This is a genomic window from Alphaproteobacteria bacterium, assembly GCA_016699735.1.
Lineage (GTDB): Bacteria > Pseudomonadota > Alphaproteobacteria > Micavibrionales > Micavibrionaceae > JAGNKE01.
On record CP065008.1, the window covers coordinates 2,144,907 to 2,169,602 of the forward strand.

General features: G+C 55.5%; 28 protein-coding genes and 1 pseudogene. 14 read left to right on the forward strand and 15 right to left on the reverse strand.

Going from position 1 to position 24,696, the window contains the following annotated elements; translation table 11 throughout:
- Position 1 precedes the first annotated feature (1 nt).
- The 3 genes from rnhA to ispH are packed head-to-tail and all read right to left on the reverse strand — an operon-like array spanning position 2 to position 2,413.
- Positions 2–442, reverse strand: a complete 441-nt coding sequence (gene rnhA / locus IPN28_10645; protein QQS56714.1) for a ribonuclease HI — start codon at positions 440–442, stop codon at positions 2–4.
- The gene (gene thrB, locus IPN28_10650) at positions 435–1,409 is read right to left on the reverse strand and encodes a homoserine kinase (GenBank protein QQS56715.1); all 975 of its coding nucleotides are present in this window, start codon (positions 1,407–1,409) and stop codon (positions 435–437) included. The genes rnhA and thrB overlap by 8 nt, the downstream gene beginning before the upstream one ends.
- Before the next feature lie 32 nt (positions 1,410–1,441).
- A complete protein-coding gene (ispH, locus tag IPN28_10655) occupies positions 1,442–2,413 on the reverse strand; it encodes a 4-hydroxy-3-methylbut-2-enyl diphosphate reductase (GenBank protein QQS58612.1) in 972 nt (323 codons plus the stop codon).
- A 116-nt stretch (positions 2,414–2,529) separates the two neighbouring features.
- Here ispH and IPN28_10660 point away from each other — a divergent pair, with 116 nt between their 5' ends.
- Both IPN28_10660 and IPN28_10665 read left to right on the forward strand, forming a co-directional pair.
- Positions 2,530–3,312, forward strand: a complete 783-nt coding sequence (locus tag IPN28_10660; GenBank protein ID QQS56716.1) for a hypothetical protein — start codon at positions 2,530–2,532, stop codon at positions 3,310–3,312.
- 89 nt (positions 3,313–3,401) lie between these two features.
- Positions 3,402–3,932 (forward strand): D-sedoheptulose 7-phosphate isomerase, encoded by a 531-nt coding sequence (locus IPN28_10665; protein ID QQS58613.1) that lies wholly within the window; start codon positions 3,402–3,404, stop codon positions 3,930–3,932.
- Here IPN28_10665 and IPN28_10670 read toward each other — a convergent pair.
- A complete protein-coding gene (locus tag IPN28_10670) occupies positions 3,929–4,687 on the reverse strand; it encodes a serine/threonine protein phosphatase (protein ID QQS56717.1) in 759 nt (252 codons plus the stop codon). The two genes, IPN28_10665 and IPN28_10670, sit on opposite strands and share 4 nt — an antisense overlap.
- Positions 4,688–4,800: 113 nt before the next feature.
- On the opposite strand from IPN28_10670, the gene IPN28_10675 reads away from it, so the two are divergent.
- The 6 genes from IPN28_10675 to IPN28_10700 all read left to right on the forward strand — a co-directional run bounded on the left by IPN28_10675 (position 4,801) and on the right by IPN28_10700 (position 9,551).
- The gene (locus IPN28_10675; GenBank protein QQS56718.1) at positions 4,801–5,046 is read left to right on the forward strand and encodes an exodeoxyribonuclease VII small subunit; all 246 of its coding nucleotides are present in this window, start codon (positions 4,801–4,803) and stop codon (positions 5,044–5,046) included.
- A 5-nt stretch (positions 5,047–5,051) separates the two neighbouring features.
- Positions 5,052–5,963 (forward strand): polyprenyl synthetase family protein, encoded by a 912-nt coding sequence (locus IPN28_10680; protein QQS56719.1) that lies wholly within the window; start codon positions 5,052–5,054, stop codon positions 5,961–5,963.
- A 12-nt stretch (positions 5,964–5,975) separates the two neighbouring features.
- On the forward strand, positions 5,976–6,278 hold the full coding sequence (locus IPN28_10685) for a hypothetical protein (GenBank protein QQS56720.1): 303 nt from the start codon (positions 5,976–5,978) through the stop codon (positions 6,276–6,278).
- 52 nt (positions 6,279–6,330) lie between these two features.
- A complete protein-coding gene (locus tag IPN28_10690) occupies positions 6,331–6,582 on the forward strand; it encodes a hypothetical protein (GenBank protein ID QQS56721.1) in 252 nt (83 codons plus the stop codon).
- Positions 6,583–6,695: 113 nt separating this feature from the next.
- Positions 6,696–8,687 (forward strand): 1-deoxy-D-xylulose-5-phosphate synthase, encoded by a 1,992-nt coding sequence (gene dxs / locus IPN28_10695; protein QQS56722.1) that lies wholly within the window; start codon positions 6,696–6,698, stop codon positions 8,685–8,687.
- A 69-nt stretch (positions 8,688–8,756) separates the two neighbouring features.
- Positions 8,757–9,551: an HAD family phosphatase gene (locus IPN28_10700; GenBank protein QQS56723.1), complete on the forward strand. Its 795-nt coding sequence runs from the start codon at positions 8,757–8,759 to the stop codon at positions 9,549–9,551.
- Positions 9,552–9,559: 8 nt separating this feature from the next.
- Here the strand turns inward: IPN28_10700 and sppA are convergent, their stop codons facing one another.
- The 4 genes and pseudogenes from sppA to IPN28_10720 form a co-directional block, all read right to left on the reverse strand.
- On the reverse strand, positions 9,560–11,500 hold the full coding sequence (gene sppA / locus IPN28_10705; protein ID QQS56724.1) for a signal peptide peptidase SppA: 1,941 nt from the start codon (positions 11,498–11,500) through the stop codon (positions 9,560–9,562).
- Between the two features lie 58 nt (positions 11,501–11,558).
- Positions 11,559–12,170, reverse strand: a complete 612-nt coding sequence (locus IPN28_10710; protein QQS56725.1) for a flavin reductase family protein — start codon at positions 12,168–12,170, stop codon at positions 11,559–11,561.
- Positions 12,171–12,203: 33 nt separating this feature from the next.
- Entirely contained in the window at positions 12,204–13,289 is a 1,086-nt protein-coding gene (aroC, locus tag IPN28_10715) for a chorismate synthase (GenBank protein QQS56726.1), read from the reverse strand.
- Between the two features lie 58 nt (positions 13,290–13,347).
- Positions 13,348–13,725 (reverse strand): annotated as a pseudogene (locus IPN28_10720) (GxxExxY protein).
- On the opposite strand from IPN28_10720, the gene IPN28_10725 reads away from it, so the two are divergent.
- Positions 13,691–13,888 (forward strand): pentapeptide repeat-containing protein, encoded by a 198-nt coding sequence (locus IPN28_10725; protein QQS58614.1) that lies wholly within the window; start codon positions 13,691–13,693, stop codon positions 13,886–13,888. The pseudogene IPN28_10720 and the gene IPN28_10725 sit on opposite strands and share 35 nt — an antisense overlap.
- On the opposite strand, the gene IPN28_10730 is transcribed toward IPN28_10725, so the two are convergent.
- Genes IPN28_10730 through fabI form a run of 3 tightly spaced genes read right to left on the reverse strand, consistent with a single transcriptional unit; the run spans position 13,853 to position 15,471 of the window.
- Entirely contained in the window at positions 13,853–14,314 is a 462-nt protein-coding gene (locus tag IPN28_10730; protein QQS56727.1) for a hotdog fold thioesterase, read from the reverse strand. The two genes, IPN28_10725 and IPN28_10730, sit on opposite strands and share 36 nt — an antisense overlap.
- Complete coding sequence (locus IPN28_10735) at positions 14,311–14,622, reverse strand: hypothetical protein (GenBank protein QQS56728.1); 312 nt, start codon at positions 14,620–14,622, stop codon at positions 14,311–14,313. Before IPN28_10735 ends, IPN28_10730 begins: the two co-directional genes overlap by 4 nt.
- Positions 14,623–15,471, reverse strand: a complete 849-nt coding sequence (gene fabI, locus IPN28_10740) for an enoyl-ACP reductase FabI (protein QQS56729.1) — start codon at positions 15,469–15,471, stop codon at positions 14,623–14,625.
- A 159-nt stretch (positions 15,472–15,630) separates the two neighbouring features.
- Here fabI and IPN28_10745 point away from each other — a divergent pair, with 159 nt between their 5' ends.
- On the forward strand, positions 15,631–17,184 hold the full coding sequence (locus tag IPN28_10745) for a hypothetical protein (GenBank protein QQS56730.1): 1,554 nt from the start codon (positions 15,631–15,633) through the stop codon (positions 17,182–17,184).
- A 64-nt stretch (positions 17,185–17,248) separates the two neighbouring features.
- Here IPN28_10745 and IPN28_10750 read toward each other — a convergent pair whose 3' ends face one another.
- Positions 17,249–17,725: a glycine zipper 2TM domain-containing protein gene (locus tag IPN28_10750; GenBank protein QQS56731.1), complete on the reverse strand. Its 477-nt coding sequence runs from the start codon at positions 17,723–17,725 to the stop codon at positions 17,249–17,251.
- Between the two features lie 116 nt (positions 17,726–17,841).
- Between IPN28_10750 and pdxH the strand changes: the two genes are divergently transcribed.
- Both pdxH and htpG read left to right on the forward strand, forming a co-directional pair.
- Positions 17,842–18,447 carry a pyridoxamine 5'-phosphate oxidase gene (gene pdxH / locus IPN28_10755; GenBank protein QQS56732.1) on the forward strand — a complete coding sequence of 202 codons (606 nt, stop codon included), beginning with the start codon at positions 17,842–17,844 and terminating at the stop codon, positions 18,445–18,447.
- A 32-nt stretch (positions 18,448–18,479) separates the two neighbouring features.
- Positions 18,480–20,453 carry a molecular chaperone HtpG gene (gene htpG, locus IPN28_10760; GenBank protein ID QQS56733.1) on the forward strand — a complete coding sequence of 658 codons (1,974 nt, stop codon included), beginning with the start codon at positions 18,480–18,482 and terminating at the stop codon, positions 20,451–20,453.
- Positions 20,454–20,457: 4 nt separating this feature from the next.
- On the opposite strand, the gene IPN28_10765 is transcribed toward htpG, so the two are convergent.
- Positions 20,458–21,639, reverse strand: a complete 1,182-nt coding sequence (locus IPN28_10765; protein QQS56734.1) for a hypothetical protein — start codon at positions 21,637–21,639, stop codon at positions 20,458–20,460.
- Positions 21,636–22,070, reverse strand: coding sequence for a metallopeptidase family protein (locus IPN28_10770; GenBank protein QQS56735.1), 435 nt, complete (start codon positions 22,068–22,070; stop codon positions 21,636–21,638). Before IPN28_10770 ends, IPN28_10765 begins: the two co-directional genes overlap by 4 nt.
- Positions 22,071–22,284: 214 nt before the next feature.
- Here IPN28_10770 and IPN28_10775 point away from each other — a divergent pair, with 214 nt between their 5' ends.
- Entirely contained in the window at positions 22,285–22,458 is a 174-nt protein-coding gene (locus IPN28_10775; GenBank protein ID QQS56736.1) for a hypothetical protein, read from the forward strand.
- A 156-nt stretch (positions 22,459–22,614) separates the two neighbouring features.
- Positions 22,615–23,112 carry a hypothetical protein gene (locus IPN28_10780; protein QQS56737.1) on the forward strand — a complete coding sequence of 166 codons (498 nt, stop codon included), beginning with the start codon at positions 22,615–22,617 and terminating at the stop codon, positions 23,110–23,112.
- A gap of 77 nt (positions 23,113–23,189) precedes the next feature.
- Here the strand turns inward: IPN28_10780 and hemA are convergent, their stop codons facing one another.
- The gene (hemA, locus tag IPN28_10785) at positions 23,190–24,413 is read right to left on the reverse strand and encodes a 5-aminolevulinate synthase (GenBank protein QQS56738.1); all 1,224 of its coding nucleotides are present in this window, start codon (positions 24,411–24,413) and stop codon (positions 23,190–23,192) included.
- Between the last annotated feature and the right edge of the window lie 283 nt (positions 24,414–24,696).

Below are 24,696 nucleotides of genomic sequence, written 5' to 3' on the forward strand. Positions count from 1 at the left end.
CTCAAATCTTCTTGATCGCCGCCCGCGCCAGCGCGTCCGCCCGCTCGTTCTCGGGATGCCCGTCATGCCCGCGCACCCAGTGCAGCCTAACGTCGTGTTTCTGGATGAGAGCATCAATCTCTATCCAGAGATCCTGATTCTTGACCGATTTTTTTCCGGCGGTTTTCCAACCCTTGGCCTTCCAGCCCTCCAGCCATTCTTCAATTCCCTGCTTCACATACTGACTGTCCGTATAAAGATGAATGGTCGAATGTTTTTTCATCGCCTTGAGTGCCTGAATGACCGCCATCATTTCCATTCTGTTGTTGGTAGTCTCAGCCTCACCGCCACTCAATTCCTTCTCATGTCCGTTCCAGCGCAAAATCGCCCCCCAGCCGCCGGGGCCGGGATTCCCGCTGCACGCGCCGTCGGTGTATATTTCAACCACCTTCGCCTTAGACACGCGGCAAGCCCTCCACCTGATGAAACCGCAGCTTCGTCAGATACTCGCCGGGATCGTGCGGAATCATCAGCGTCTTCTCGGGATCATGCTCCAGAGTCTCCTCCAGCCTTGAAAGCAAAATCCGCAGCGCCGCCCCCCGGCACAGCAGCGGCAAAAGCCGCCGCTCCTCATCGCTCAGCGCCCTCACACCAAGATAGGAACCCATAAGCGCCCGGTATCGCTCGGGAGAAAACCGATGATCCGGCGTAAAGCACCACGCATTGATCGAAATCGCCAGATCGTAGGCGTAAAAATCCGTGCAGGAAAAATAAAAGTCGATGACCGCGTTCATCCGCCCGTCGAGAAAGAAAATATTGTCGGGAAACAGATCGGCATGGATGGCACCGACAGGAATGGGAGCCTCCTCCATCGTCGGCCACGAAGCCATTAGCATTTGAAGCTCTTCGGCGATGAATGCTCTTAACCCCGGCTCGAAACGGTCCGCACCTCCAGCGGTCTTCTCCGCCAGAACCTGCCACCGTTCCGGTCCCATCGAATTTTTACGCTTCAAATCAAAACCTTCGGACGCCAGATGCATCCGCGCCAGTCCTTCCCCGAACGACGCGCAATGATCGGCCGTGAGTTGCACCTTGGGAATATCCTTCCCCGGCAGGAAATTCAGAAACGTCGCCGCCCGTTCCGCCAGCATCCCGAAGCTCCTCCCGTTTCTATCTGGAAGAGCGCGAGGAGTCTGGATTCCCCGCTGCGAAAGATGGTCCGAAAACGCGAAAAAAAACGGCAGATCCTCAGCCTTCACCCGCCGTTCTTCAAAAAGAGTCAGGATAAACCGCCCCTGATCCGTAAAGACATGATAATTCGTATTACTCACGCCCTGCGCGATCCCTTCGAACGAAACCAGCGTGCCGAGATCATACCCTTTAAGAAAATCTGAAAGCTGCGCGGCGGTGATATGCGTGTAAACGGCCATGCGAAAAAGATTACCTTATAAAAAAAATGAGTCTAGGCCGCAGAAAGCACGCGGGGGATTTTAAACGTGACATTTTCTTCCGTCAGCACCGTTTCGCGGATCGTGACATGATAGCGCCCGCGCATCAGATCGACGACTTCCTCAACCAGCACTTCCGGCGCGGAAGCCCCTGCGCTCAGGCCCAGCGTCCGCACCCCCTCCATCCATGCCCAATCGATATCCCCCGCCCGCTGGATCAGCATGGCCTTGGAACAGCCGTTCTGCTGCGCCACCTCGACAAGGCGATTGGAGTTGGAGGAGTTCGGCGCACCAATCACGATCACCGCATCGCTGCCCTTGGCGATTTCCTTCATCGCCGCCTGCCGATTGGTCGTGGCATAGCAGATATCCTCTTTGCGCGGCCCCTTGATGGCGGGAAATTTTTTCTGCAATGCGTCGACAATGGCCGCCGTATCGTCTACCGACAGAGTCGTCTGCGTGCAATACGCCAGATGCTCGGGATCATCGGCCTTCAGCGCCGCCACATCAGCAAGCGTTTCAACCAGCATCACCGCGCCGGACGGCAGTTGCCCCATTGTACCGATCACCTCGGGATGCCCGGCATGACCGATCAGGATGATCGTGTCCCCCTGCTCGAAATGCCGCTCGGCCTCGCGGTGCACTTTGCTCACCAGCGGACACGTCGCGTCGATGAAAAACATTTCCCGTCTTTGAGCAGCTTCTGGAACGGATTTCGGCACCCCGTGCGCGGAAAAAATCACCGGCTGCCCATCCTCGGGAATCTCGTCCAGTTCCTCAACAAACACCGCGCCCTTGGCCTTAAGCGAATCCACGACAAACTTGTTATGCACGATCTCATGCCGAACATAGACCGGACGCCCGTATTTCTGCAGCGCCAGTTCAACGATCTGGATCGCCCGGTCCACACCGGCGCAAAACCCGCGGGGCGCCGCCAGAACCAGAGTCAGATCAGGCTTCTTAAGCGTTTTATCGTCCTGAACCATATTATCCATGCCCCCCTATATAGGAAATTTTGCGGCTCTGATCCACACCCTTGCACAAAAGCCCGCGCTTTCGTACTCTAAACCCTGCAAGAGAAGCATCTGCCTTCGGAGCCTGAATGAAATCATTAAGACAACACATCCGCCTCTTTGCCTGTATGCTGTTTCTGGCCGTTCTGCCCGCCTGCGGCGAAACCATAGACGGCGCCGTAGACGACTTGAACCGGGGCATAGAACTTGGCCGCTCCGAGGCCAGAGGTTACAAAGGCTCCGAACGCCTCCTCGCCACCCCCTGCCCGCAAATCCAGATTGTAAAGGATTTAGGCAGCCTTTCGGACTTCACCGACGACCAGCGCACGTTTTATGAAAACATGATCGCGCAAATGGACATCAAAAAGCGCCAGAGCAGCTGCGAACTCGCCACCTCCAGCGCCACCGTCGATCTCGCCCTGCTCTTCACCGGAACCCTCGGCCCCAAGGCACGGCAGCAGAAATCCGATAAACCCTTCCTGACCTACCCGTTTTTCGTGGCCGTCACCGGACCGAACGGCAAAATCATGGCCAAGGAGATTTTCTCGGTTTCGATGAGCTTTGAGCAAGGCGAAAGTACCCGCACCCACACCGAATACCTGCGCCAGATCATCCCGGTCCGCAGCAAGGAAACCGCCTTCCAGTATCAGGTGCTGGTCGGCTTCCAGCTTTCCCCGGAGCAACTGTCCTATAATCGCGCCGCCCTGGCACCCAAGAACGTCCCCGTTCCCGGCCACAAGCCCCAGATCACCTACGTTCCGGCGGACCAGATGACCGAGGATCAGATGATTGAGAAATCCGCCGCGCAAAACATGGACTGGAGCGGAGCCTCCGCCGCTCCCATTCCCGTGACACGGGAAATCATCCCGTGACCAAGGCACCTAAACCCACTCGCGGAACGGCGCACCCGCCCTTCGACCTCGAATCTTTCTGGGCCAGAGAACGCGGCGCACATCTCTCCATAGCGGAAAAAACCTTTGCAAGCCTGCAGTCGGATTTCTCCAAACTGCTTGACGCCTGCGCTGAAAGCCTCGGCCAGGGCGGAAAACTTCTCTTCTTCGGCAATGGCGGCAGCGCCGCCGACGCCCAGCACATCGCCACCGAACTGACGGTAAGATTCGTAAAGGACCGTGCGCCTCTGGCAGCGCTGGCCCTGACCACCGACACCTCCGCCCTGACCGCCATCGGCAACGATTTCGGCTTCGATCACTTGTTTTCAAGGCAGATCGAAGCCTTGGGCCAGCCCGGAGATATCGCGATAGGCATCAGCACCTCCGGCAACAGCCCGAACGTCCTCAGGGGGCTTGACGCCGCCCGCGCCAAAAAACTCGTCACCGTCGGCCTGTCCGGCCGCAACGGCGGAAAAATGTCAAAATATTGCGACATCCTGCTCATCGTCCCGTCCGACGACACCGCCCGTATACAGGAAATGCACATCACCCTCGGCCATATGCTCTGCGGCGCTCTGGAACAAAAACTGGGTCTGGCCTAGCGCTGAACCTGAAGAAACCGGACATTCGTCCCCTCCAGAACCGCCGCCGTCAGCGGCCCCCCCTTGAACAGCCCCGTATCCACCCCGATCCGGTGCGGCCGGATAATCGGCCCCTTGGAGATCGTATGACCATGAACGATTTTTTTGGGCAGCGGCTTATAATCCGCCTCCTCATGCCACGACAGAAACGGCTGCCGGATCCCGATCAATTCCCACAAATCCTGATCTTTAAATCCCTTGCGCGGATTCACCCCCGCGTGGGCGAAAAAATACCCCCCGATCTCCAGCGCCATAGGCATCTGCGTCAGGAAATTCAGATGCTCCTCGGGAACGTGGGTATTCATGTAATCCCGCGCCTCTTCAAGATCGTCATGGACCGGGGGATACGTGCGGAACGAATAGCCGTAGCTCTGGATCGTCTCGATTCCCCCCCACTGCATCCAGTCCATGGCCTCCGACAAATCGCCGTCAATCAGAAAACGGATCAGGTAATGTTCGTGATTCCCCAGCAGGAAAGACCGGAAAATCCCGTCATCGCGCTTTTTCAGTTGCAGCAGAGTATCCAGAGTATCAGCGCTCTCCGGCCCCCGGTCGATATAATCGCCCAGATAGACGATATGCCCCGTCACATCGGCAGAACGGCGCAAATCGTTGGCGATTTCATGGTGCATACGCTCAAGGACGTCAAGATGTCCATGAACGTCGCCAATAGCATAGACCCGGACTCCTTCCGGTATCGCATACCGATTGTTCATAATGCCATAATAGAAGACATTTTCTGTCACGCAAAGCTTTAAACGCTTGAGCGGACAACCGCCTTGGCATACACTGCGCTTTCATTTGTTTTGGTTATGGATAAGTGCAAGGTATGTCGAAACTGCGCCCCGTGGAATCGCTCTCTTTCGAGGAAGCGCTCATCGAACTCGAATCGATTGTCAAAAGCCTTGAAACGGGTCAGGCGCCTCTGGAGGAATCTATTACCTCCTACGAACGCGGCACGTTGTTGAAAAAACATTGCGAAACCAAGCTGCGCGACGCACAGGCCAAAATCGAAAAAATCACCGTCAGGGACGACGGATCGATTGCCACTCAACCCCTAGACCCCGAAGATTAAAAAACATGGCACCCTCACCACGGGAAGCGGACCCGGAACTCCAGATTGAAATGAATCGTGTCGCCGAAGCGGTCGAAAAGACCATCGGCCATCTGCTGCCCGAAACCGATCTCGCGGAAAACCGTCTCTTTCAGGCCATGCGCCACGGCACTCTCAGCGGCGGAAAACGCCTGCGCCCGTTCCTGACCATGCATACCGCCAACCTTTTTAACGTCGATCCCCTTCGCGCCCGCCGCGTAGCCGCCGCCGTTGAATTCGTTCACTGCTATTCTTTGATCCACGATGACCTTCCGGCAATGGATGATGCCAAACTCCGCCGCGGCAAGCCGACCGTTCACATCCAGTTCGACGAGGCCACGGCCATTCTGGCGGGCGATGCCCTCCTGACTCTGGCCTTTGAAGTCCTGAGCGAACCCGAAACCCATGAAGACCCGAGGGTCCGCTGCGAACTGGTCCGCTCTCTGGCCAAGGCGGCGGGCGGTCACGGCATGGCCGGCGGCCAGATGCTCGACCTGATCGGCGAACGGGAGGAATTCGACCTCGGTACGATCTCGCGCCTCCAGCGCATGAAAACCGGAAAGCTGATGGCGTTCGCCTGCGAGGCCGGAGTAATCCTCGGCAAGGGCGGCGAGCCGCACCGCAAGGCGCTGTGCAATTACGCCTTCGACCTCGGCCTGGCCTTTCAGGTAACAGACGATATTCTGGACGTCGAGGCCGACCCTCAGGATACCGGCAAGGACACAAGAAAAGACTCACAAGCCGGAAAATCCACCTTCGTCTCCACCATGGGTAAGGAACAGGCCAAAAACCGGGCGGAAATTCTGGTCCGGCAGGCGATAGGGCACCTGAAGATATTCGATGGCCGCGCCGAAAAACTTCAGCGTCTGGCCCAGTACGTGCTTGAACGCCGCGCCTGAGCGCCATATCCGATGAACATCAAGACCATGAAAGCCAGCCTCATCCTGAACAAGCAGGGTGAAATTGGGTTTTTCTACGCCGAAGATCTGGGTCTGACTCCTGAATGGGTCCAGATCGACGCCGAGCGCGGCGAAGTCTATGTCTATGATTCGCAATCCGATTCCGTCCTCCTACAGATGGAACCCATGAATCAGTCGACATACGCCCGCATCATGGAGCGTCAGCAGATCCTTCTGGTGCAGGTCGCCGACAACGATATCCGCAAACCCGTAAAGGCGGTCTGGGTTTCCCTCTCGGTGTCCCAGCAGATTTGACTCATCCGCCCCTAGCCTGTTAAAGTAGGGGCTCAAAAAAGAGGAATACGATATGTCCTACATCATGGATACGATTTTCGGCGATGGCTCTCCGGGCTCAGGTACGCCCGACCCGCTGAAAACGGTCGGCTCTTTCTTTAACGCAAGCATCGCTCTGGCCGGCATGAATGCAATCCTGAACATTGGTCAGAGCGCTGGCGAAGTCATCAGCAACGGTGTCTCCGGCGGCGTCGGCACCCCGTCCGCAGGTGTTCAGGCACCCGCAGCGGTCGCCTCGGTCAGCTTCACAGGACCGTCAGCATAGGCGGAATGAACTAACAGTCTGTTTTAACTTGAATTTCATCATCTTAAGCCTGTTAAAAGCAGGCTTAAAAACGTTTTGCGCTTCATGAGGGTTTCCTATAAAACTGATCCACCATGAAAACAGCCCACGAAAAAGCTCAAGACAACGCCCTCATTCTAGAAAGCGAAACCGCAAGGAATCTCCCGGCGGTCCCTTCGCCCTTTCCGGCATTGGACCGGATCAACGCCCCCGCCGACCTGAAAAACCTCAGCGACGAGGAACTGAAAAATCTGGCCGAGGACGTCCGCCGCTTCATGATCGATTCCGTCTCCCGCACGGGCGGACATCTCGGCGCGGGTCTGGGTGTCGTGGAACTGACGGTCGCCCTCCACGCCGTCTTCGATACGCCCGCCGACCGCCTGATCTGGGACGTCGGCCACCAATCCTACCCGCATAAAATTCTCACGGGCCGTCGGAACAGAATGCACACGCTGCGTCAGGGGGGCGGCCTCTCCGGCTTCACCAAACGCGACGAAAGCGAATACGATCCCTTCGGCGCCGCCCACAGCTCAACGTCGATCTCGGCAGGTCTAGGCATGGCCGTAGCCCGTGATCTCGCAAAACAGGCGGGAGAAGAAAAAAACAACCATGTCATTTGTGTGATCGGCGACGGCGCGATGTCCGCGGGCATGGCCTACGAAGCCATGAATAACGCGGGCAGCATCACGATCGACGACAAAAAAACCAACCTGATCGTCATCCTCAACGACAATGAAATGTCCATCGCCCCGCCCGTCGGAGCCATGAGCCGCTACCTGACGCGCATCGTCTCCTCGCGCTCCTACCATAGCGTCCGTGAATTCGGCAAAAGAATCACTGACATCCTCCCCTCGCCCATCCGCAACGCTGTCAGGAAAACGGAAGGAACCGCGAGGAACGCGCTCGGCTCGGGAACCTTCTTCGAGGAAATGGGCTTTTACTATATCGGCCCGGTCGATGGCCACAACCTCGACCACCTCCTGCCCGTGCTCCGCAATATCAAGGAGGCGGACCACGAAGGCCCGGTCCTGATCCATGTCATTACGCAAAAGGGCAAGGGCTACCTGCCTGCGGAAAATTCCGACGACAAGATGCACGGCGTCCGCAAATTCGACGTCATCACGGGCGCACAGGCGAAAACAGCAATCGGTGCCCCAAGCTACACGAACGTCTTTGCAAAGGCGCTCATCGGCGAGGCCAAAAAAGACCAAAAAATTGTCGGAATTACCGCCGCTATGCCCTCCGGCACCGGAATGGATGCGTTCAGCCAGGAATTTCCCGAACGGATGTTCGACGTTGGCATCGCCGAACAGCACGCCGTAACCTTTGCCGCCGGATTGGCGGCGGAGGGCTACAAACCCTTCGTGGCGATTTACTCCACATTCCTGCAGCGCGCCTACGATCAGATCGTCCACGATGTCACCATACAAAACCTGCCCGTGCGCTTTGCGCTCGACCGTGCCGGACTAGTGGGCGCAGACGGCCAGACCCATGCGGGCGCGTTCGACATCGCCTATCTTGGATGTCTGCCGAACTTTGTCCTGATGGCTCCGGCAGATGAATCCGAACTGGTTCATATGGTCGCGACCGCCGCAGCCTATAACGATGGCCCGATCGCCTTCCGCTTCCCCCGCGGCAACGGCACAGGCACCCCTCTGCCGGAGAAACCTGAAATTCTGGAAATCGGCAAAGGCCGGATTATCCGCCATGGGTCCGAAATCGCCATGCTCAGCTACGGAACACGCTTGCAGGAATGCCTCCTCGCAGCGGAAAACCTGAATAAAAAGGGCATCGCCCCGACGATTGCCGATGCCCGCTTCGCAAAGCCCCTCGACTCCGAACTAGTAAAAGAGCTGGCCTCAAACCACAGAGCCATGATCGTCATCGAGGAAGGTTCAAGCGGCGGCTTCGGTTCCAAAGTTCTGGAAGTGCTGAGTGAAAACGACCTACTGTCCTCACGTCTAAAAATCCGTTGCTTAAAGCTCCCCGACCGCTTTCAGGATCAGGACGATCCCGAAAAGCAATATGACGAAGCCGGCCTGACCGCCCGCCACATCGAGAAAAAAGTTATCAGCCTCCTATCATAGGAAATTTGCGTTTTTTCGGCCCTTTCTGCCGCAGATAGTGTATATTCTCGGAAGAATGAGAAATCTGTTATGGCAATAAAAAAACCGACAATTGTGATTTTCGACATGGACGGAACCGCCGTCCGCCATATCAACCCGCGCCTGCTGCATATCCTTGAAACGCTGGATAACATCGGCTACAGAATTTCAAAATTCTTCACATGGCTCTTCCGGCGCGGCGGCAAGGGGCGCATCATCCCTCTCTGGCACAAGAATAGAAAGCAGCCGCGTCTTCTGGTCCACCGCGCCATGCACAAAATCCGCCGCAAACCCGTGGAGCAGATCGTTCAGCCTTGCCCCGGCCTGTTCACGCTTCTGGAGCTTTTCGAGCAGCATCAGATTCCGATGGCCCTGGTCAGCAATGGCCTCGGTAAGGGTTACGGCCACGACATTCTTGAAAAATTCGAACTGAACAAGCACTTTCCGGTAACGGTGTTCCGCGAGGACATCACCAAATCCAAACCCAGCCCTGAGCCGATCCTCACCGCCCTTCAATGGCTGAATCTGGAACTGAATGAAAACGATGTCGTCTGGTATATCGGCGACCGCCGCAAGGACGTCATCGCCGCCCTCGCCGCCAAAGAACACCTGCCCTGCGCGGTAGTGCCGATTGCCTTCGGAATTCATGCCGCCGTGGCGATCATTGAAAAAAATATCGGCGCAGAACATATCTATATGTCGTTCTACGAAATGTATGACGATTTGAAACCGATGCTGGACGACAACCCGCCCCCGCCGCGCCTGCACATCGGCAAACCGTCAGATGAACGCATTGAAAACAACGCCGCGCCGGAGCGATCAACCCGCAGAGCCGCCAGCGCCTGAAAAAAAAATCAGGGTTTGATCTCGACCGGAGAATAAACGGAAAAAGACTGCGGATCGCTCAGGATTTGCATCTCGGCCAGATAAGGCTTGGTCGTCTCCAGGATCTCCGCTTGCGTCTTTAAATGGCTGCGGAAAAAAACCTCCTGCTGCAAAAGCTGCATGAACTTCTCGATGGCCGTCAGCGGCTTGGGCATGATCACCACATGAACATCCTTGCGCGTCTTTGCCCCGATCTGCAGCGCCGCATAGTCAAGCGCATCCTCCAGCCCACCAATCCGGTCGGCCAGACCGATCTTCACCGCGCTTTTTCCGGTCCACACGCGTCCGCCGGCGATCCGGTCCACCTCGTCAACGGTCATTTTACGCCCAGAGGCCACACGCTGGAGAAAGTTATTATAAACGTTATCCAGCATGGCATTCATGCGCTGCGATTCCGTCTCTGAAAACGGCGTATTCATGGACCACATCCCCGCATTCCGTCCCCACTGGATGCGCTCCCAGTTCACTCCGATCTTCGCCCAGAACTCCTTGGCGGAAAACTTCCCGCCCACAACCCCGATCGACCCGGTGATCGTAGTGGGCAGCACGAAAATCTGGTTCGCAGAGGCCGAAATCCAATATCCTCCTGACGCTGCCGTCGGCCCCATGGAAACAATGACCTGTTTACCCTGCTCCTGCACCATCTGCACCGCGCGCAAAATACTCTCGGAAGCCACCGGCGACCCGCCGGGACTGTCCACCCGCAACACAACCGCCTTAATCGTCTCGTCCCGCGCCGCCTCGATCAGCGCCCCCGCAATCTGATCGGCAGCGGCCACCCCGTCATCGAACAGGTCGGGCGCATCCCCGTCCTGACTCGGCAAAATCATCCCGACCGCATAGATCAAAGCGATAGAAGGCTTGCCGTCATCCTTCTTTTCCTGCGTTTGCGCGGCGAGCATAATCTCATCCGCCAGCGTCGCCTGCTTGTTGCGCTCCTCATTGATATAGGCGTTAAGGTCGATGTAATCCGCATCGACCGCCGGATCGCCCGTGACCTGCTTGTTCATCTGCTTGACCAGCACATCGGCGTAATCCGCCTTGTCGATCAACCCGGCATCCAGCGCTTCGGGGGCAGTAAACAAACCTTTATCCACCAATGCCTTGAAACTCTCCGGCCGGATGCCCAGATCGGCAGAGATATCAACCTGCAAAGTGTCCGTCAGATCCTTGATCAGATACTCCATCATCCGCCGATTCGGCTCCGTGATCTGCGTATGCGTCAGGCTTTCATAGGCAGATTTATAATCTTTACGCTGGAAAAATTGCGGCTCGACTCCGACCATATCGAAAATATTGCGGAAAAACGGCAACTCCGCGCTGACGCCTGTAATCGCAATCACGCCCATCGGCTGCATCCACACTTCCTGAAATGCAAGGGCCAGATAATAATTCCCAAGCCCCCCTAATTCCCCATAAGAAGAGGAATAAACATAAGCGAACTTCCCGCTCTCCCGGAAACTCTTGATCGCCTTTCGCATCTCCTCGATATGCGCCAGCCCGTAGCCGCCCGCGTCCATACGGCCATAAATCCCCTTCACGCGGGGGTCCGTCTTGGCCCGATCCAGTGCCTCCAGCCAATCACGCAGGGTCACGCCCGGCCCGGCGAACGGATCGGCAAAGCTGACATCCCGCGCCAGATCGCCCATATTTCCGTCCAGATTGAGCATCAGCACGAATTTTTCCGGCAGCCCCTTATCGTACTCCACCTCCGAAAGAAGCGAGGAAAACGTCCACGCGATCAGCGCAGTTGTAATGAGAACGAATGCCCCAATAACCGTGCAGGTCCGCTTGACGGCCAGCCACAGGATCGACAGGACATTCCACCGCCTTTTGGGTTTCTCCACCTCTTTGGGAACGGGGGTGCTGTAAAGGTTTTTGCGGGCCGACCAGGGGTCTTTTGCGGTCATGAGAGATTCCTAATATGAAAAAGCGCCCAAAAAGGCTGATTTCCTGTGAATACTCTTATCAGATATCGCGCTTTTTCAAAACAACAGATTGCTTGCCCGTGGTGATCGAATAATCCTTATACCCCAACCGCCCGACCGACGTAAAATCAACCAGTCCGTCACGGATGACGGCCTCATCAATATGGATTCCAACCACTTCTCCCAGAATAATAACATAATCCGACTCCGGATCGGTCGAAGGCAGCTCAAGTGATTTGAAATAAGTACATTCCAGATGGATCGGCGATTCCGCCACCCCCGGCGGCTTGACCAATCGGCTGGGTCTTTTCGTCAGTCCGGCCAATTCAAACTCGTCCACCCCATGCGGCACATCGCGGGACGTCTCGACCATCGGATGCAACAGCGCCTCTGTGACTACGTTCACCACGAACTCTCCGGTCTCCAGAATGTTCCGGCTGGTGTCCTTATACCGCGAACTGCTGGAAAACATGATCATAGGCGGGTCTTCGCACACCGCGTTGTAATAGCTGTACGGGGCGAGATTGACCCTCCCCTCAGCGCTCATCGTTGAAATCCACCCGATCGGCCGCGGCTGCACCAAGGCCTTGAACGGATTATGCTTCAACCCCAGATCGGTCTTAGGGTTTTGCTTGCGCGGTTCGTAGAACATCACATCCTCGTTCGCAGCCCGCCAGAGCCGTTTTTACAGGCATTGCGCCTTATGTCTCAACCAGTGGTCAGCCAAGACACAGGCCATCATGGCCTCGGCCACCGGAACCCCGCGGATTCCCACGCACGGATCGTGCCGCCCCTTGGTCACGATATCCGTCTCTTCCCCGTGCAGGTCAATCGTTTTGCGCGGAGTCAAAATCGAACTCGTCGGCTTGAACGCCACCCGCACCGTAATATCCTGCCCGGAGGAAATCCCGCCGAGAATCCCGCCGGCATTGTTAGAAAGAAACAAGGGATTTCCAGTGTCATCCAGCCGGATTTCATCGGCATTCTCCTCCCCGCCCAGCGCGACAGCCTCGAACCCCGCGCCGATTTCCACGGCCTTGACCGCATTGATACTCATCATCGCCTTCGCAAGGTCGGCGTCCAGCTTGTCGTAAACGGGTGCACCCAGACCCGCCGGAATCCCCGACGCATGAACCTCCACCAGCGCCCCGGCGCTCGAACCCTTCTTGCGGATGGAATCCAGATAAGCTTCCCAGTCCTTCCCGGCCTTCGCATCCGGCGTCCAGAACGGGTTGCGCTCCACCTCGTCCCAGTCCCACGCATCGCGGCTGATCTTCTCCGTCCCGATCTGCACAACGCAGCCGCGCACTTTCACCTGTGCGCCGATCTGCGCTTCAAGCACCTTGCGGGCAATCGCCCCCGCCGCAACGCGCATCGCCGTCTCGCGGGCCGAAGACCGCCCCCCGCCCCGGTAATCGCGGATTCCGTATTTCTTGAAATAGGTGTAATCCGCATGGCCGGGCCGGAACTTGTCCTTGATGTCCCCGTAATCCTTGGACTTCTGATCGACATTATGGATCAAAAGCCCGATCGGCGTCCCCGTTGTCTGCCCCTCGAACACGCCGGAAAGAATTTCAACCGTGTCCGGCTCCTGCCGCTGCGTCGTATGCCGCGACTGCCCCGGCTTCCTCCGGTCCAGCCAGAACTGGATATCCGCCTCGGCCAGAGGAATGCGCGGCGGCACCCCGTCGACGACACAGCCGATCGCCGGCCCATGGCTCTCCCCGAAACTTTGATACTGAAACAACGTGCCAAAACGGTTACCAGACATGGAAATAACCACAGAGATAAAAGAATTTAAAAGAGATCAAAGAGTCCATCCTTGTAACTTACACATGAAATCGCTTTATACCATCTTTGATAAGAGGAACATTAAAATTTATAAGAAGCCCGACCTGTAGCTTGGCAAGTTTAAGATAAGTTAAAATCTGAGCCTGATGGATCGGATGGATTTTATCCGTGCTTTTGAGTTCGACGACAACCGTCTCAGCAACAAGTAAATCGATTTTAAAAGCCGAGGGAATCACAAGTTCCTCATACTGCACCGTAACCGGATGCTGTCAGCTGAATAATAAACCTTTCTTTTCAAGCTCATACGCAAAGCAATCTTCATAAACCTTCTCATAAAGCCCCGGTCCCATGGTCTTATGAATTTTATAGGCGCAATCGACAATCTCCCCCGTAATATCGTTAAGCTTCTGCACCATAAAAAACCCCTCTTTAATCTCCTCTTCCCTCTTTAACCTCTGTGGTTCAAACCTCTGTGGTTCAAACCTCTGTGGTTCAAACCTCTGTGGTTCAAACCTCTGTGGTTCAAACCTCTGTGGTTCAGACTTACTTCACAATCACTTTCTCTTTTTGCGCCGATAACGTCCCCTGCTCGATGATCGCCACCGTCAGCCGCGAAATCGCCACCCGCTTGCCCGTCCCCTCTTCCGTGATATCCGTCTGCCACACATGCGTCCGCCGCCCGATATGCAGCGGCGAACATTTTCCGACAACAAACCCCTCCGTGACCGCACGGATATGGTTGGCGTTGATCTCCAGCCCCACCGCGCGATCCTTGTCCGGGTCGATGCACATCCACGCCGCCACGCTGCCCAACGTTTCGGACAGAACGCAACTCGCCCCGCCATGCAGGATTCCGAACGGCTGCGTGGTCCGCTTGTCCACAGGCATCCGCGCGCAAAGATAATCCTCGCCTATTTCAGTGAATTGAATCCCGATATGCGTCCCCATATTCGCGTTCCGCAAACCTTCCAGATATTCGACGCTATAGGATTTGAACCAGATCATTGCGGCAGGAACTTCGTAAAACTCGGCCCGGTCCTGCAGGGGATAATCTCAATCTCCCCCCAGACCTTGTTCGTCACATAAGGCTCATTCTTAAGATAATCATCCAGAACGGCTCGGGACTCCATATCGAACACCATGACCGACCCGCACATTTTTCCGTCATCGGACAGAAGCGCCGCCCCGTAAATCTGCTGCCCCGTTTCAACGGCAAGATCGCAGGCCTTGATATGCGCCTCGCGCACGGCCAACCGGCGTTCCAGCGCCCCCTCATCCTTCGCATCCCGTGCGATGACAACGAACTGGGGCACTTACGCGGCCTCCTCCGAGGATTTAGGCGCGATTCCCTGCAGAAGCTCGGCCGTCTGCGCGGCGGAATCCACCGCCACCATCCCCACCGTGTGATACCCGGCATCGACGTGCAGAACCTCGCCCGTCACCCCGCTGCCCAGATCGGAGAGCAGGAACAGGCCCGCCTTGCCGACATCGTTGATCGTAACATTCCGCCGCAACGGCGAATTGAACTCGTTCCATTTCAGGATATACCGGAAATCGCCGATCCCGCTGGCGGCCAGCGTCTTGATCGGCCCGGCGGAAATAGCATTGACCCGGATATTATCTTTGCCGATATCGGCAGCCAGATAACGCACGGAGGCTTCCAGAGCCGCCTTCGCAACACCCATCACATTATAATGCGGCATCACGCGCTCCGCCCCGTAATAGGTCAGGGTCAAAAGGCTCCCCCCCTTCTCCTTCATGAGTGGATAGGCCTTCTGTGCGACGGAGGTAAAGGAATAAACCGAAATATCCATGGTCCGCAGGAAATTTCCGCGAGTGGTGTTCAGATAAAGACCGTCCAGCTCATTCTTATCGGAAAAAGCGATGGCATGAACAAGAAAATCCAGCTGCCCCCACTCTTTCTCAAGCGCCTTGAAGACGGCATCCACGCTCGCCTCGTCGGTCACATCGCACGGCAGGACGATCTTGGACCCGGCCTTCTCCGCCAGGGGCCGCACACGCTTCTCCAGCGCCTCACCCTGAAAAGTAAAAGCCAGTTCCGCCCCATGATTCATCGCCTCCTCTGCGATTCCCCAGGCAATCGAACGCTCGTTCGCAACCCCCATAATCAGGCCGCGTTTTCCTTTCAAAACTTCACTCATCGTCATACGTCATGAAAAATGTTTATGATCCCTCGTATCCTACACATTTCAGCCTTTGCGTCTAGGGGCCAAACACCGCGCCCGTTTATACCCTTAATTTTTTCTGCTATGATGCTTCTTTCTTCCCTGCGCTCAAAAAAAGCGCTGTTATAATGAACTATGTCGCTTGATCTGAAAACGGCCACCCATATTTGCAAGGTCATCGCCCGCCAGATTGAGACGGGTTACCCTGAGCTGACACTGACTTTTATCGTCCACGAGGAAGATAAGAGAAAAAAGGCGCTGGTTCAGGAAAATGAAAGCATAGGGGAACACCCTGCGGGTCCGATCATTCTCGACTACATCCAGAACAGCAAAGACAGGGAAATAATCGGCAATCGCACGTGCTTCGTCGGCTTGGTCGAACACAGCAATCCGGGAATTCTGGGCTTTTTCCGCTCAACCCGAACTTTGGCGGTCTTCTTCGTCAACGCCGACCGTTTCAAAACGCAGGAAGACCTCAAGAATCACGCCCTGCATCTGGTCTGGCACGCGCTCGCTCTGTATGAGGATTTCCACGCCGCGCAGGCTGAAATACTCCAAAAAGCGGGTACACTCCCCGGCCTCTCCAAAACACCGCCGAAACCAAATAGCGCCTCTGCCGAATCGCAAAAAACCGAACAAGGCCCACTATCACGTCTGGACGTAAGCGAAGGCGTCATCGTGACCAAACTCGAAACGCAGGAATATTATCACCGCAATCTTCTGGCCGACATCTTTTCAGCAACATTCCAGGCGCTCCATGGCACTGAAAATGCAATAAAATCCCTGGCCGTACAAAGAATGCAGGACACTCTCAGTCCTCAAATCGGCTTTATTTCCGAAAAATATCCCTTCCCGATCAGTTTGGAAACGCTTCAGCTTCTGCTGACCGAAAGCCTGAGTGGTTCAGGAAAAAAAGAGAAAACCTTGCCCTTGGCGGTAAAAATTACCCAGGAAATCGGCATGACCTACAAGATTGCCGCAATCAAGCAATGGCGGGCCTTCTGCAACCCGGCGCAGGAAATGGCCTGGTGCGGGTTCGACCCGGAGACGATCCTCGGCGCAGCCATCTACACTAATGAAAACACCTACGTCCGCTCCATCGCCGACATGGTCGCGGAGCATATGGCCATAAAGCCGAAAATCTTCTCCAGCCTGAATGACTACAACCCCTTCGCTGATCAGGAGATGAACAAGCGCGTTCATGAAAAAATCGCCTTGGAAAGCGCCAAAAAATGCTTGGAGAAGGTCCGTACGCCTGAGGATTATAAAATTTTCCTGAGTGAGGCGATGGCGCAGAATGCCAAGCTCATGATCGGCAACCCCATCGGCTGGGCCGCTTGCGCCATGATAACGCTCGCAGATGAGCTGATGCTCGCTGACCCGAAAACCCTGAACCAGCAAAAATCCCGGCTGCTCAGTATCTTTGAGCAAGCTACCATGAAAGTAAGTTGGGATAATCTCCGCAGTTTCGCCCGCTACCTTTTCCGTCAAAGGCGGGAGGGGCATATTATTACCCCGGACATCATTTACGGGATTCCGGACAAAAACGAGGACATCGCCCTCATCAAGGAAACCTTCAAAAAGTTATCGGAAATGTATGCGACTCTGGACAGCGGCAAAAATGGCGGCTCAAAAGAAACGGGCACGGGAAACATCACAAAATTCATCAGCCCCAACGCCTTAAAGTAAAGAACCCAAAACGAGAAAGGCCGCGTGACACTGCGGCCCTTCGTAAAACTCTTAAAAATAGGAGCTACTGCACGATCTTCCAGGTTCCATCCGGCTGCTGGCAGGCCACGCCATAAGCCGACTCCTCGCGCCCGCCGACATAAATCGTCTGCTGGAACTCGCGGCAGTAATTGCCGCTGGCGCTGGTTCCCTCACGGGTCGGAATCACCGTACCATGGTTACCGCTCTGCGGGTTGCTCCACGACACAGGCTCCCCGATCGGGGCACTCGTCGCCTCGTAATTCGCTTGGGATGCATACCCCTGATCCGCCTTGTCCAGAGACTTACCGATCTCGCTACCGAGCAAGGCACCAACAAGCGCACCCGCGCCGGTCGCCCAGAGCTGACCGGACCCATCGCCGATCTTGGAACCGAGGATACCGCCGATCACGGCACCGCTCCCCGTCCCGATAAGCTGCTTGTTACCCGTTGTATCAAGGGTTTCGCAGGCCGTCAGAGCCATTGAAGAGAGAACCATGCCCACAAGTGCTATTTTTTTCATCCACTTATACCTTTGCATCTGCATTAAAAACGTAAGTCACTACTATAGCCGTTTGTATCGCGGCATGACAATGCTACGTGTATAAAACAAAAACTCTTCGCACAGAAAGAATTTTTATGGACATGGAAAAAGACACCCTCCCTTCCAATCCTTTGCTTTTTTTTCATAAATGGTATGAAGAGGCTCAAAACAGCGAACCCAACGACCCGGACGCCATGGCACTGGCCACAGCAAACGAAGCCGGGGCGCCACGAGTTCGCATGGTTCTGCTCAAACAGGCCGACGAGCGCGGCTTTAAATTTCACAGCAACGAACAAAGCTTCAAGGGCCGCCATCTGGCTGAAAACCCCCGCGCCGCCCTTTGCTTTCACTGGAAATCCCTGCGTCGGCAGGTCTGCGTCGAGGGCACGGTGGAAAAGGCACCGGACGGCGAAACCGACGAATATTTCGCCACCCGCCCCTATGATCGGCAAATCGGCGCTTGGGCCTCCAACCAGTCCCGCCCTCTCGAAAGCCGCAATATTTTGGAAGATAAGTTTGAGAATTACGCCCAAAAATACCCTAAAGGCGAATCGGTGCCCCGCCCACCTTATTGGTCAGGATATATCCTGAAACCGGACACCATAGAATTCTGGTGGAGCCACCCCGACCGTCTCCATGACCGTTTCCAGTACCGCAGGACAGCGGACGGCCTCTGGACCATCCAGCGTCTTTACCCTTGATTCTCTTGGAAAACAGGGCCATATAGAGACCTATGAACGCAAAAGCGAATAATAAGGAACAGGGGCAAACGCCCCCTCCCGACCCTTCGGAAAACGCTAAATCCTTCAGCGCGGATGTGTCGCGCCTGCTCGATATAGTGGCCAACGCCCTCTACACGAATCACGACGTCTTCCTGCGGGAGCTGATCTCCAACGCCGCTGATGCCTGCGACCGTCTGCGTTATGATTCGATCACCAATTCAGACCTGACTCAGGACAATCCGGATTTCAGAATCCACGTCTTCAAGGATACCAAGGACCGCACCCTGACCGTCATCGACAACGGCATCGGCATGAACGCGGACGAACTCTCGGAAAATCTCGGAACGATTGCCAAATCGGGCACGGCAGCCCTCATGCAGCAAATGAAGGAACAGGGAGGCGCGGACAAGCTCAAGCTGATCGGCCAGTTTGGCGTCGGCTTTTACGCAGGATTCATGGTCGCCCACCGTATCCGCGTTGTCAGCCGCAAGGCCGGGGAGAAGGAGGCCTGGCTTTGGGAATCGGATGGGCGTTCCGGCTTTACTGTAAGCAAGGCGGACACGGAACACGCCAAATGGCTCGACGGCGAGCGCGGCACCACGATCAAGCTCGACCTGAAGGACCAAGCCTGCGACTTCCTGCTCGATGAAAAAATAAAGATGACCGTGAAAATGTATTCGGACCATATCAGCGTCCCGATTTTTCTCGGCACCCCCCACGAAACAAAACACAGCGAATCGGAGAAACTGAACGCCGCCTCCGCCCTCTGGATGCGTCCGAAATCGGAAATCGGCGCGGAGCAATACACCGAATTCTACCGCCATCTTACGGGCGGCTTCGACGAACCGCTGATGACCGCCCACTGGAAGGCCGAAGGCAAGATCGAATTCACCGGCCTGCTCTACATCCCGACCCTGCGCCCGTGGGATCTCTTCGACCCCTCGCGACGCCACTTCGTCAAACTTTACGTCCGCCGGGTATTTATCTCCGAGGATGTCAACACCCTCATGTACCCGTGGCTGCGCTTCGTGCGCGGCATCGTGGACAGCGAGGATCTGCCCCTGAACATCAGCCGCGAAAGCCTGCAATTCAACCCGGTCGTCAGCAAAATCCGCAGCGCCGTGGCCAAAAAGATTCTCTCCGACCTCGATAAGCTCTCCCGCGATGACGCCCCCACCTTCCTGAGTTTCTGGGGACAGTTCGGCGCCGTGCTGAAGGAAGGCCTCTACGATGCGCCCGAACACCGCATGGAATTGCTGAAGGTCTGCCGTTTCTTCAGTTCTCACGACGGCGGCGAAAAACTGATAACCCTTGAGGACTACGTCTCCCGCATGAAAGAGGGCCAGGACAGGATTTTCTTTATCACCGGAGAATCCCTCTCCAGCCTCCGCAACAGCCCGCAACTGGAGGGCTTCCGCGCCCGTGGCCTCGAAGTGCTCTTCTTGACAGACACGGTGGACGATTTCTGGCTCCAGAAAGTACTGGATTATGACGGCAAGCCCTTCAAATCCATTACCAAAGGCACTGTTAATCTTGACAGCTTCGACAAGGAAGAATCAGGCACGGAAAAAACCACGGAATCCGGAACCGGAGAACAGGAGCAGGTTAATATCGGCGGCCTCATCGTCCGTCTGGCGGACATTCTGCAGGGCAAAGTCCAGAATATCAGGAAATCCCAGCGCCTGACCGATTCGCCGGTGTGCCTTGTTGCGGCGGACAACAGCGTGGATATGCACATGGAGCGCGTCCTGAAAATCCACCAGAAATACGAAAGCAGCACGAAGCCCGTTCTTGAAATCAACCCCCGCCACCCGCTGATCCTGTTGATAGCTGACAGGGCCGAACGGGGAGAAGACATAACAGAATCAGCGAACCTCCTTCTCGATCAAGCCTTCATTCTCCAAAGCGAACCGCTCGACGACCCAAGCGCCTTCGCCCGCCGGATGTCGGACATCATGCTGCAGGCATTAAAAAAGGAAAAATAGGAAATCAGGGATTGCAGGTTCCTGCAGCCGCCACGCCGCCACCTGGCTGATACCAGCATCCCGGCGCCGTGCAGACAGCGTCAGTATAACTCGTTCCGGAATTAGGCCGCGTCACAATCAACCCCGTCTTAACGGGAGTCAAAGCAGCACAAGCCGTCGGGTCAAGAAGATTAAAATAAGAAAGAGTACTGTCTGCACCCCCCGCTGCCCCCGGAGCCGGATTGGCAGCAGGAAACGCAGTACTCCAAGCCGTCGGCGCCCCACCAACCCATGGCCAGCCGGCACTGCCAAGAATATTGGGCGGAGTGCCGTGGATGATATAGTTACAGATCACGTGCGCTAGATCTGTATCAAGATTCGTACATTCGGTTGGCAACTCGCGATAATCACGGTCAGCAGCCTCGCGTGCACGGTACTGGTCAAAATTAAAAAAACCGTCATGAGCGCGGGTCTGGAAGTTATAACATTTGGCCGCCTCCCAGACCTGCCGCATCCGGTTGCAGGAATAGGCGTTATCGCCGATGCTGCTGCCCAGACCACCGCCGATTCCAGATCGTCCCCCGAGCAGAGTATGATCGAAATTATCGGCCCGGTATTGGTCACGCCCGCAAACCGCAGCCGTAGCGCCTCCGGCATCAGCTATAGAAAGCACAGACACCCCATCCTCAAGCGAGTCAAGAATGAGAATTTCAAGAACGCTGTTCATGTCCAGCCCGTCGGTCAGGGCCGGGTCAATACTTCCGGGAATGCGGCGGAGAAGCACATAAATATCATAAAAAATACCGCCGGTCCCGTCAGGATCCTCCGGCCCCCCGTTTTCCGAATACCGGGCAAGATTCTCCATATAGCTGTCAAAACATATATAGGAAAGAACGCTGTCGGGCTTGGCAATGAGATTCTGGTTCTGGGTGATTTCGCGGTTAGCTTCTTCCCACGCACGGGCCCGCAGAACGTCCCAGAAATTGGTATCGCAGGTCGCAGGGATGGCCGGCGCAGGCCCGGCATACGCAACAGGCGCATAAAGCAGGATCAGGCAGGCAAGCACATATGTTCGTATGAAATGGATCAAAACGTCCGACCCTGAATAGAGTTTACCCTTACAACAACCCACTTTAGCACAGAAAAAAAGCCCCTGCCTAGTTTCCTGTGCATTTTTATTGCCCTCCGCCCCGAACGAACCGTTCATAAAAGCCCCTGATAATGCCTTTTGGACATTTCGCCGATTTCGGCATCGGAAAACCCGAACCGCCGCCCCAATTCCTCGATCATGATTTGACGCAAAAGCTTCGAGAAATCTTCGCAGGTTTCGCACCACATATCCAGAATAGCGCGGCGGTAAAGGACAAGGCTATCCGCCTCTTCCGCGCTTTTTCTCTCCACTCCGGGCGAAATTTCCTTACCGTTCTTATAAAGAGCCAGAAGTTCATACGGATCCTGAAGTTCAAGCTCGATTTCCGTCGCCTCGTCCACGACCTCCTCAACCAGGATTTGTAGCTTTTCTTCGCAGAATTCCAGCAATTCCTCCGGCAGATCCTCGAAAGTCGCCTGCGACAGCGCCTGGAGATCGTCCGTGCTGGGCGGAACGGTATAGCTCATGATGATCTGCCGTGTATCCATAACTGAAACCGCCGGGAAAATCCCAAGAAATACGAGCCTGAACTGAAGAAACACGGGAATCTTACGACTAATCAGGAGTTCGGGCAACGCCGTATGGAAAATAATGCCCAACTTTTAAGGGGAAAAAAGGGGAAAAAAACCGTTTTTTAAGGCGTATTAACGATTTTTAATAAAAACCATGGTAGTGTTACAGAAGGTAAAAAGGAGTTTTACTGTGGACATCCCTTCCGCAATAGCCGCTGAAACCGCTATGGCCAGACAAAATGTGGCGTTATCTGTCATTAAACAGAATGCCCAGCAAGCCCAGCAGGTCGCCAAAATCCTTGAGGAATCGCTGACCGTGACCGCCACATCCGGCCGGGGCAGCCGCTTGGATGTTAAGGTATGACTATAAAAATTTGGAAATTGGAGGGGCTTTGGCCCCTTTTTATTTTTTTAGGGACCAAACATTTCCGTTGACATAAAAAAAGGCATAGTGATAGCCTTAGCGGATAATTAATAAAAAACGCAAGTTGAACAGATTCTTTTAATAAGGGGGTTTAAAATGTCCGAAGTTGTTGATCCGAAATCTGAAAATAAAAGACCGACAGAATACCAGCTTGCCGATCCCGGCTATTACGTGATTCAGATCGAAACCCACGACCCGCGTGTCAGCACCCTTTTTACCTCTAAAGCTGCCGAACCGCCCAAATTCGGGATTCATGACGTCACGCCGAAACGCGAATTTAGTCTGCTCGACACGCTCAAGCGCCACGCAGGGGACAATATTGAACTCGGAAAGACTTTGGACGGGCACGGCACGGTGATCACCTTTGCAGTGGAGGATTTTGGCCCCGAGCAAGCTCTGGATATGTCAAGCATGACACAATCTCAGCCCGACGGAAAAAGACCTCTTCTGGATGCATTCCGCAGCCGCGGCAGCAGTCATGATTACCAGCGCGTTTCGATGCGCGGAGACGCAACTCACCCCCCGGTAAAAGGCGCTGTTGAAAGAGCGGGAGAGGATGTTCCTTCACTGATTGAAATCGACTATCACAGATAACGAATTCACGAGCACTTGATACAAAAAGGCGCTTTTCCCGGCGCCTTTTGATTTTTACGGAACCTTACAGGAAATCGCTAAGCCACCGCCCGCAGGGCATGATGGCTGTTCCAAAGGTGCTCCAGAGTACCCGCCATAAACCGCACATCATCAAGCGAATGCGCCGCCGTGGCCGTCAGGCGCAGCCGCTCCGTCCCCTTCGGCACGGTCGGATAATTGATCGGTTGGACATAGATATTATAATCGTTCAGCAGCATCTGGCTCACCTCGCGGCAGCAATTCGGCTCCCCGACAATCAGCGGCACGATATGGCTCTCCCCGCGCAGGAACGGCAGGTCGGCCCGTGTCAGCAAATCCTTGAATGTCTCGACATTCCGCCGCATCCGCATCCGCTCGACATCAGAGACCTTAAGGTGCTCCACCGCTGCCAGCGCCGCCGCCAGCACCGCCGGAGGCAGGCTGGTCGTAAAAATAAAGCTCGACGCATAGGACCGCACGGCATCCACCACCGACGCGCTGCCGGTGATAAACCCGCCCATCGCGCCGTAAGCCTTGCCGAACGTCCCCTCGATCACGTCGATTCGGCCCATCAGCCCCATCTGCTCGGCCACGCCGCCGCCGCGCGGCCCGTAAAGCCCCACGCCATGCACCTCATCAAGATACGTCATGGCGTTGTACTTCTCCGCCAGATCGCAGATTTCGCGGATCGGCGCAATATCGCCTTCCATGGAATAAACCGACTCGAACGCGATCATCTTGGGCCGCTTGGGATCGACAGACTTCAAAAGCGCCTCAAGATGTTCGACATCGTTATGCCGGAAGATCTTGCGCTCCGCCTTACTTTCCTTCATCCCGTGGATCATGGAGGCATGGTTCAGCTCGTCCGAAAAAATCACGAAATCGGGCAGCAGACGGGCCAGAGTCCCCAAAGCCCCCTGATTCGCCACATAGCCCGAGGAAAACACCAGCGCAGCATCCTTTTGATGCAAATCGGCCAGAGAAGCTTCCAATTCAACATGGTAGCGCGTCGTGCCGGAGATATTGCGCGTCCCCCCTGCCCCGGCGCCACAGGCGTCAAGCGCCTCGTGCGCGGCTTTCAGAACGGCGGGATGCTGCCCCATGCCCAGATAATCATTGCTGCACCAGACCGTGATCTCTTTAACCGATCCGTCCGGCGCATGGTACTTGGCCCGCGGAAACCGCCCCGCGATTCGCTCCATGGTGGCGAACACGCGGTAACGCCCCTCCTTCTTGACCGAATCAACGCAGCGCTGGAATTCCTGATCGTAATTGATAGCCATGAAGCCTTTGCCTTTTCTGGGACTTGTCTTATTCCTCTGGGGCCGCAAGATCAAGAGAGTTCTCAAACCTGCCTGTAATCACGGCATTTTACCACGAAAACAACCCACCGAAACCAACCAATACGAGCGAAGCATCCCTCTATCCTTGACTTTGGTCATATTTTGCAGAAAGTCCCGAAAATTAACGCAGCATTCCAATACAAGGTCTGCATTCGCGCGTATGCTAATGCTTAAAAAGAAGGGCTGACCCATGGCCAGCCCCTCCCGTTCAGCAAGGGAGTAA

Excerpts from the sequence above, each read along its gene's own strand:
- thrB (QQS56715.1), bottom strand. The coding sequence starts at position 1,409 with ATGGCCGTTTACACGCATATCACCGCCGCGCAGCTTTCAGATTTTCTT.
- ispH (QQS58612.1), bottom strand. The coding sequence starts at position 2,413 with ATGGTTCAGGACGATAAAACGCTTAAGAAGCCTGATCTGACTCTGGTT.
- IPN28_10660 (QQS56716.1), top strand. The coding sequence starts at position 2,530 with ATGAAATCATTAAGACAACACATCCGCCTCTTTGCCTGTATGCTGTTT.
- IPN28_10670 (QQS56717.1), bottom strand. The coding sequence starts at position 4,687 with ATGAACAATCGGTATGCGATACCGGAAGGAGTCCGGGTCTATGCTATT.
- IPN28_10675 (QQS56718.1), top strand. The coding sequence starts at position 4,801 with ATGTCGAAACTGCGCCCCGTGGAATCGCTCTCTTTCGAGGAAGCGCTC.
- IPN28_10680 (QQS56719.1), top strand. The coding sequence starts at position 5,052 with ATGGCACCCTCACCACGGGAAGCGGACCCGGAACTCCAGATTGAAATG.
- IPN28_10685 (QQS56720.1), top strand. The coding sequence starts at position 5,976 with ATGAACATCAAGACCATGAAAGCCAGCCTCATCCTGAACAAGCAGGGT.
- IPN28_10690 (QQS56721.1), top strand. The coding sequence starts at position 6,331 with ATGTCCTACATCATGGATACGATTTTCGGCGATGGCTCTCCGGGCTCA.
- dxs (QQS56722.1), top strand. The coding sequence starts at position 6,696 with ATGAAAACAGCCCACGAAAAAGCTCAAGACAACGCCCTCATTCTAGAA.
- IPN28_10700 (QQS56723.1), top strand. The coding sequence starts at position 8,757 with ATGGCAATAAAAAAACCGACAATTGTGATTTTCGACATGGACGGAACC.
- sppA (QQS56724.1), bottom strand. The coding sequence starts at position 11,500 with ATGACCGCAAAAGACCCCTGGTCGGCCCGCAAAAACCTTTACAGCACC.
- IPN28_10710 (QQS56725.1), bottom strand. The coding sequence starts at position 12,170 with ATGTTCTACGAACCGCGCAAGCAAAACCCTAAGACCGATCTGGGGTTG.
- aroC (QQS56726.1), bottom strand. The coding sequence starts at position 13,289 with ATGTCTGGTAACCGTTTTGGCACGTTGTTTCAGTATCAAAGTTTCGGG.
- IPN28_10730 (QQS56727.1), bottom strand. The coding sequence starts at position 14,314 with ATGATCTGGTTCAAATCCTATAGCGTCGAATATCTGGAAGGTTTGCGG.
- fabI (QQS56729.1), bottom strand. The coding sequence starts at position 15,471 with ATGAGTGAAGTTTTGAAAGGAAAACGCGGCCTGATTATGGGGGTTGCG.
- IPN28_10745 (QQS56730.1), top strand. The coding sequence starts at position 15,631 with ATGTCGCTTGATCTGAAAACGGCCACCCATATTTGCAAGGTCATCGCC.
- IPN28_10750 (QQS56731.1), bottom strand. The coding sequence starts at position 17,725 with ATGAAAAAAATAGCACTTGTGGGCATGGTTCTCTCTTCAATGGCTCTG.
- pdxH (QQS56732.1), top strand. The coding sequence starts at position 17,842 with ATGGACATGGAAAAAGACACCCTCCCTTCCAATCCTTTGCTTTTTTTT.
- htpG (QQS56733.1), top strand. The coding sequence starts at position 18,480 with ATGAACGCAAAAGCGAATAATAAGGAACAGGGGCAAACGCCCCCTCCC.
- IPN28_10765 (QQS56734.1), bottom strand. The coding sequence starts at position 21,639 with ATGAACGGTTCGTTCGGGGCGGAGGGCAATAAAAATGCACAGGAAACT.
- IPN28_10770 (QQS56735.1), bottom strand. The coding sequence starts at position 22,070 with ATGGATACACGGCAGATCATCATGAGCTATACCGTTCCGCCCAGCACG.
- IPN28_10780 (QQS56737.1), top strand. The coding sequence starts at position 22,615 with ATGTCCGAAGTTGTTGATCCGAAATCTGAAAATAAAAGACCGACAGAA.
- hemA (QQS56738.1), bottom strand. The coding sequence starts at position 24,413 with ATGGCTATCAATTACGATCAGGAATTCCAGCGCTGCGTTGATTCGGTC.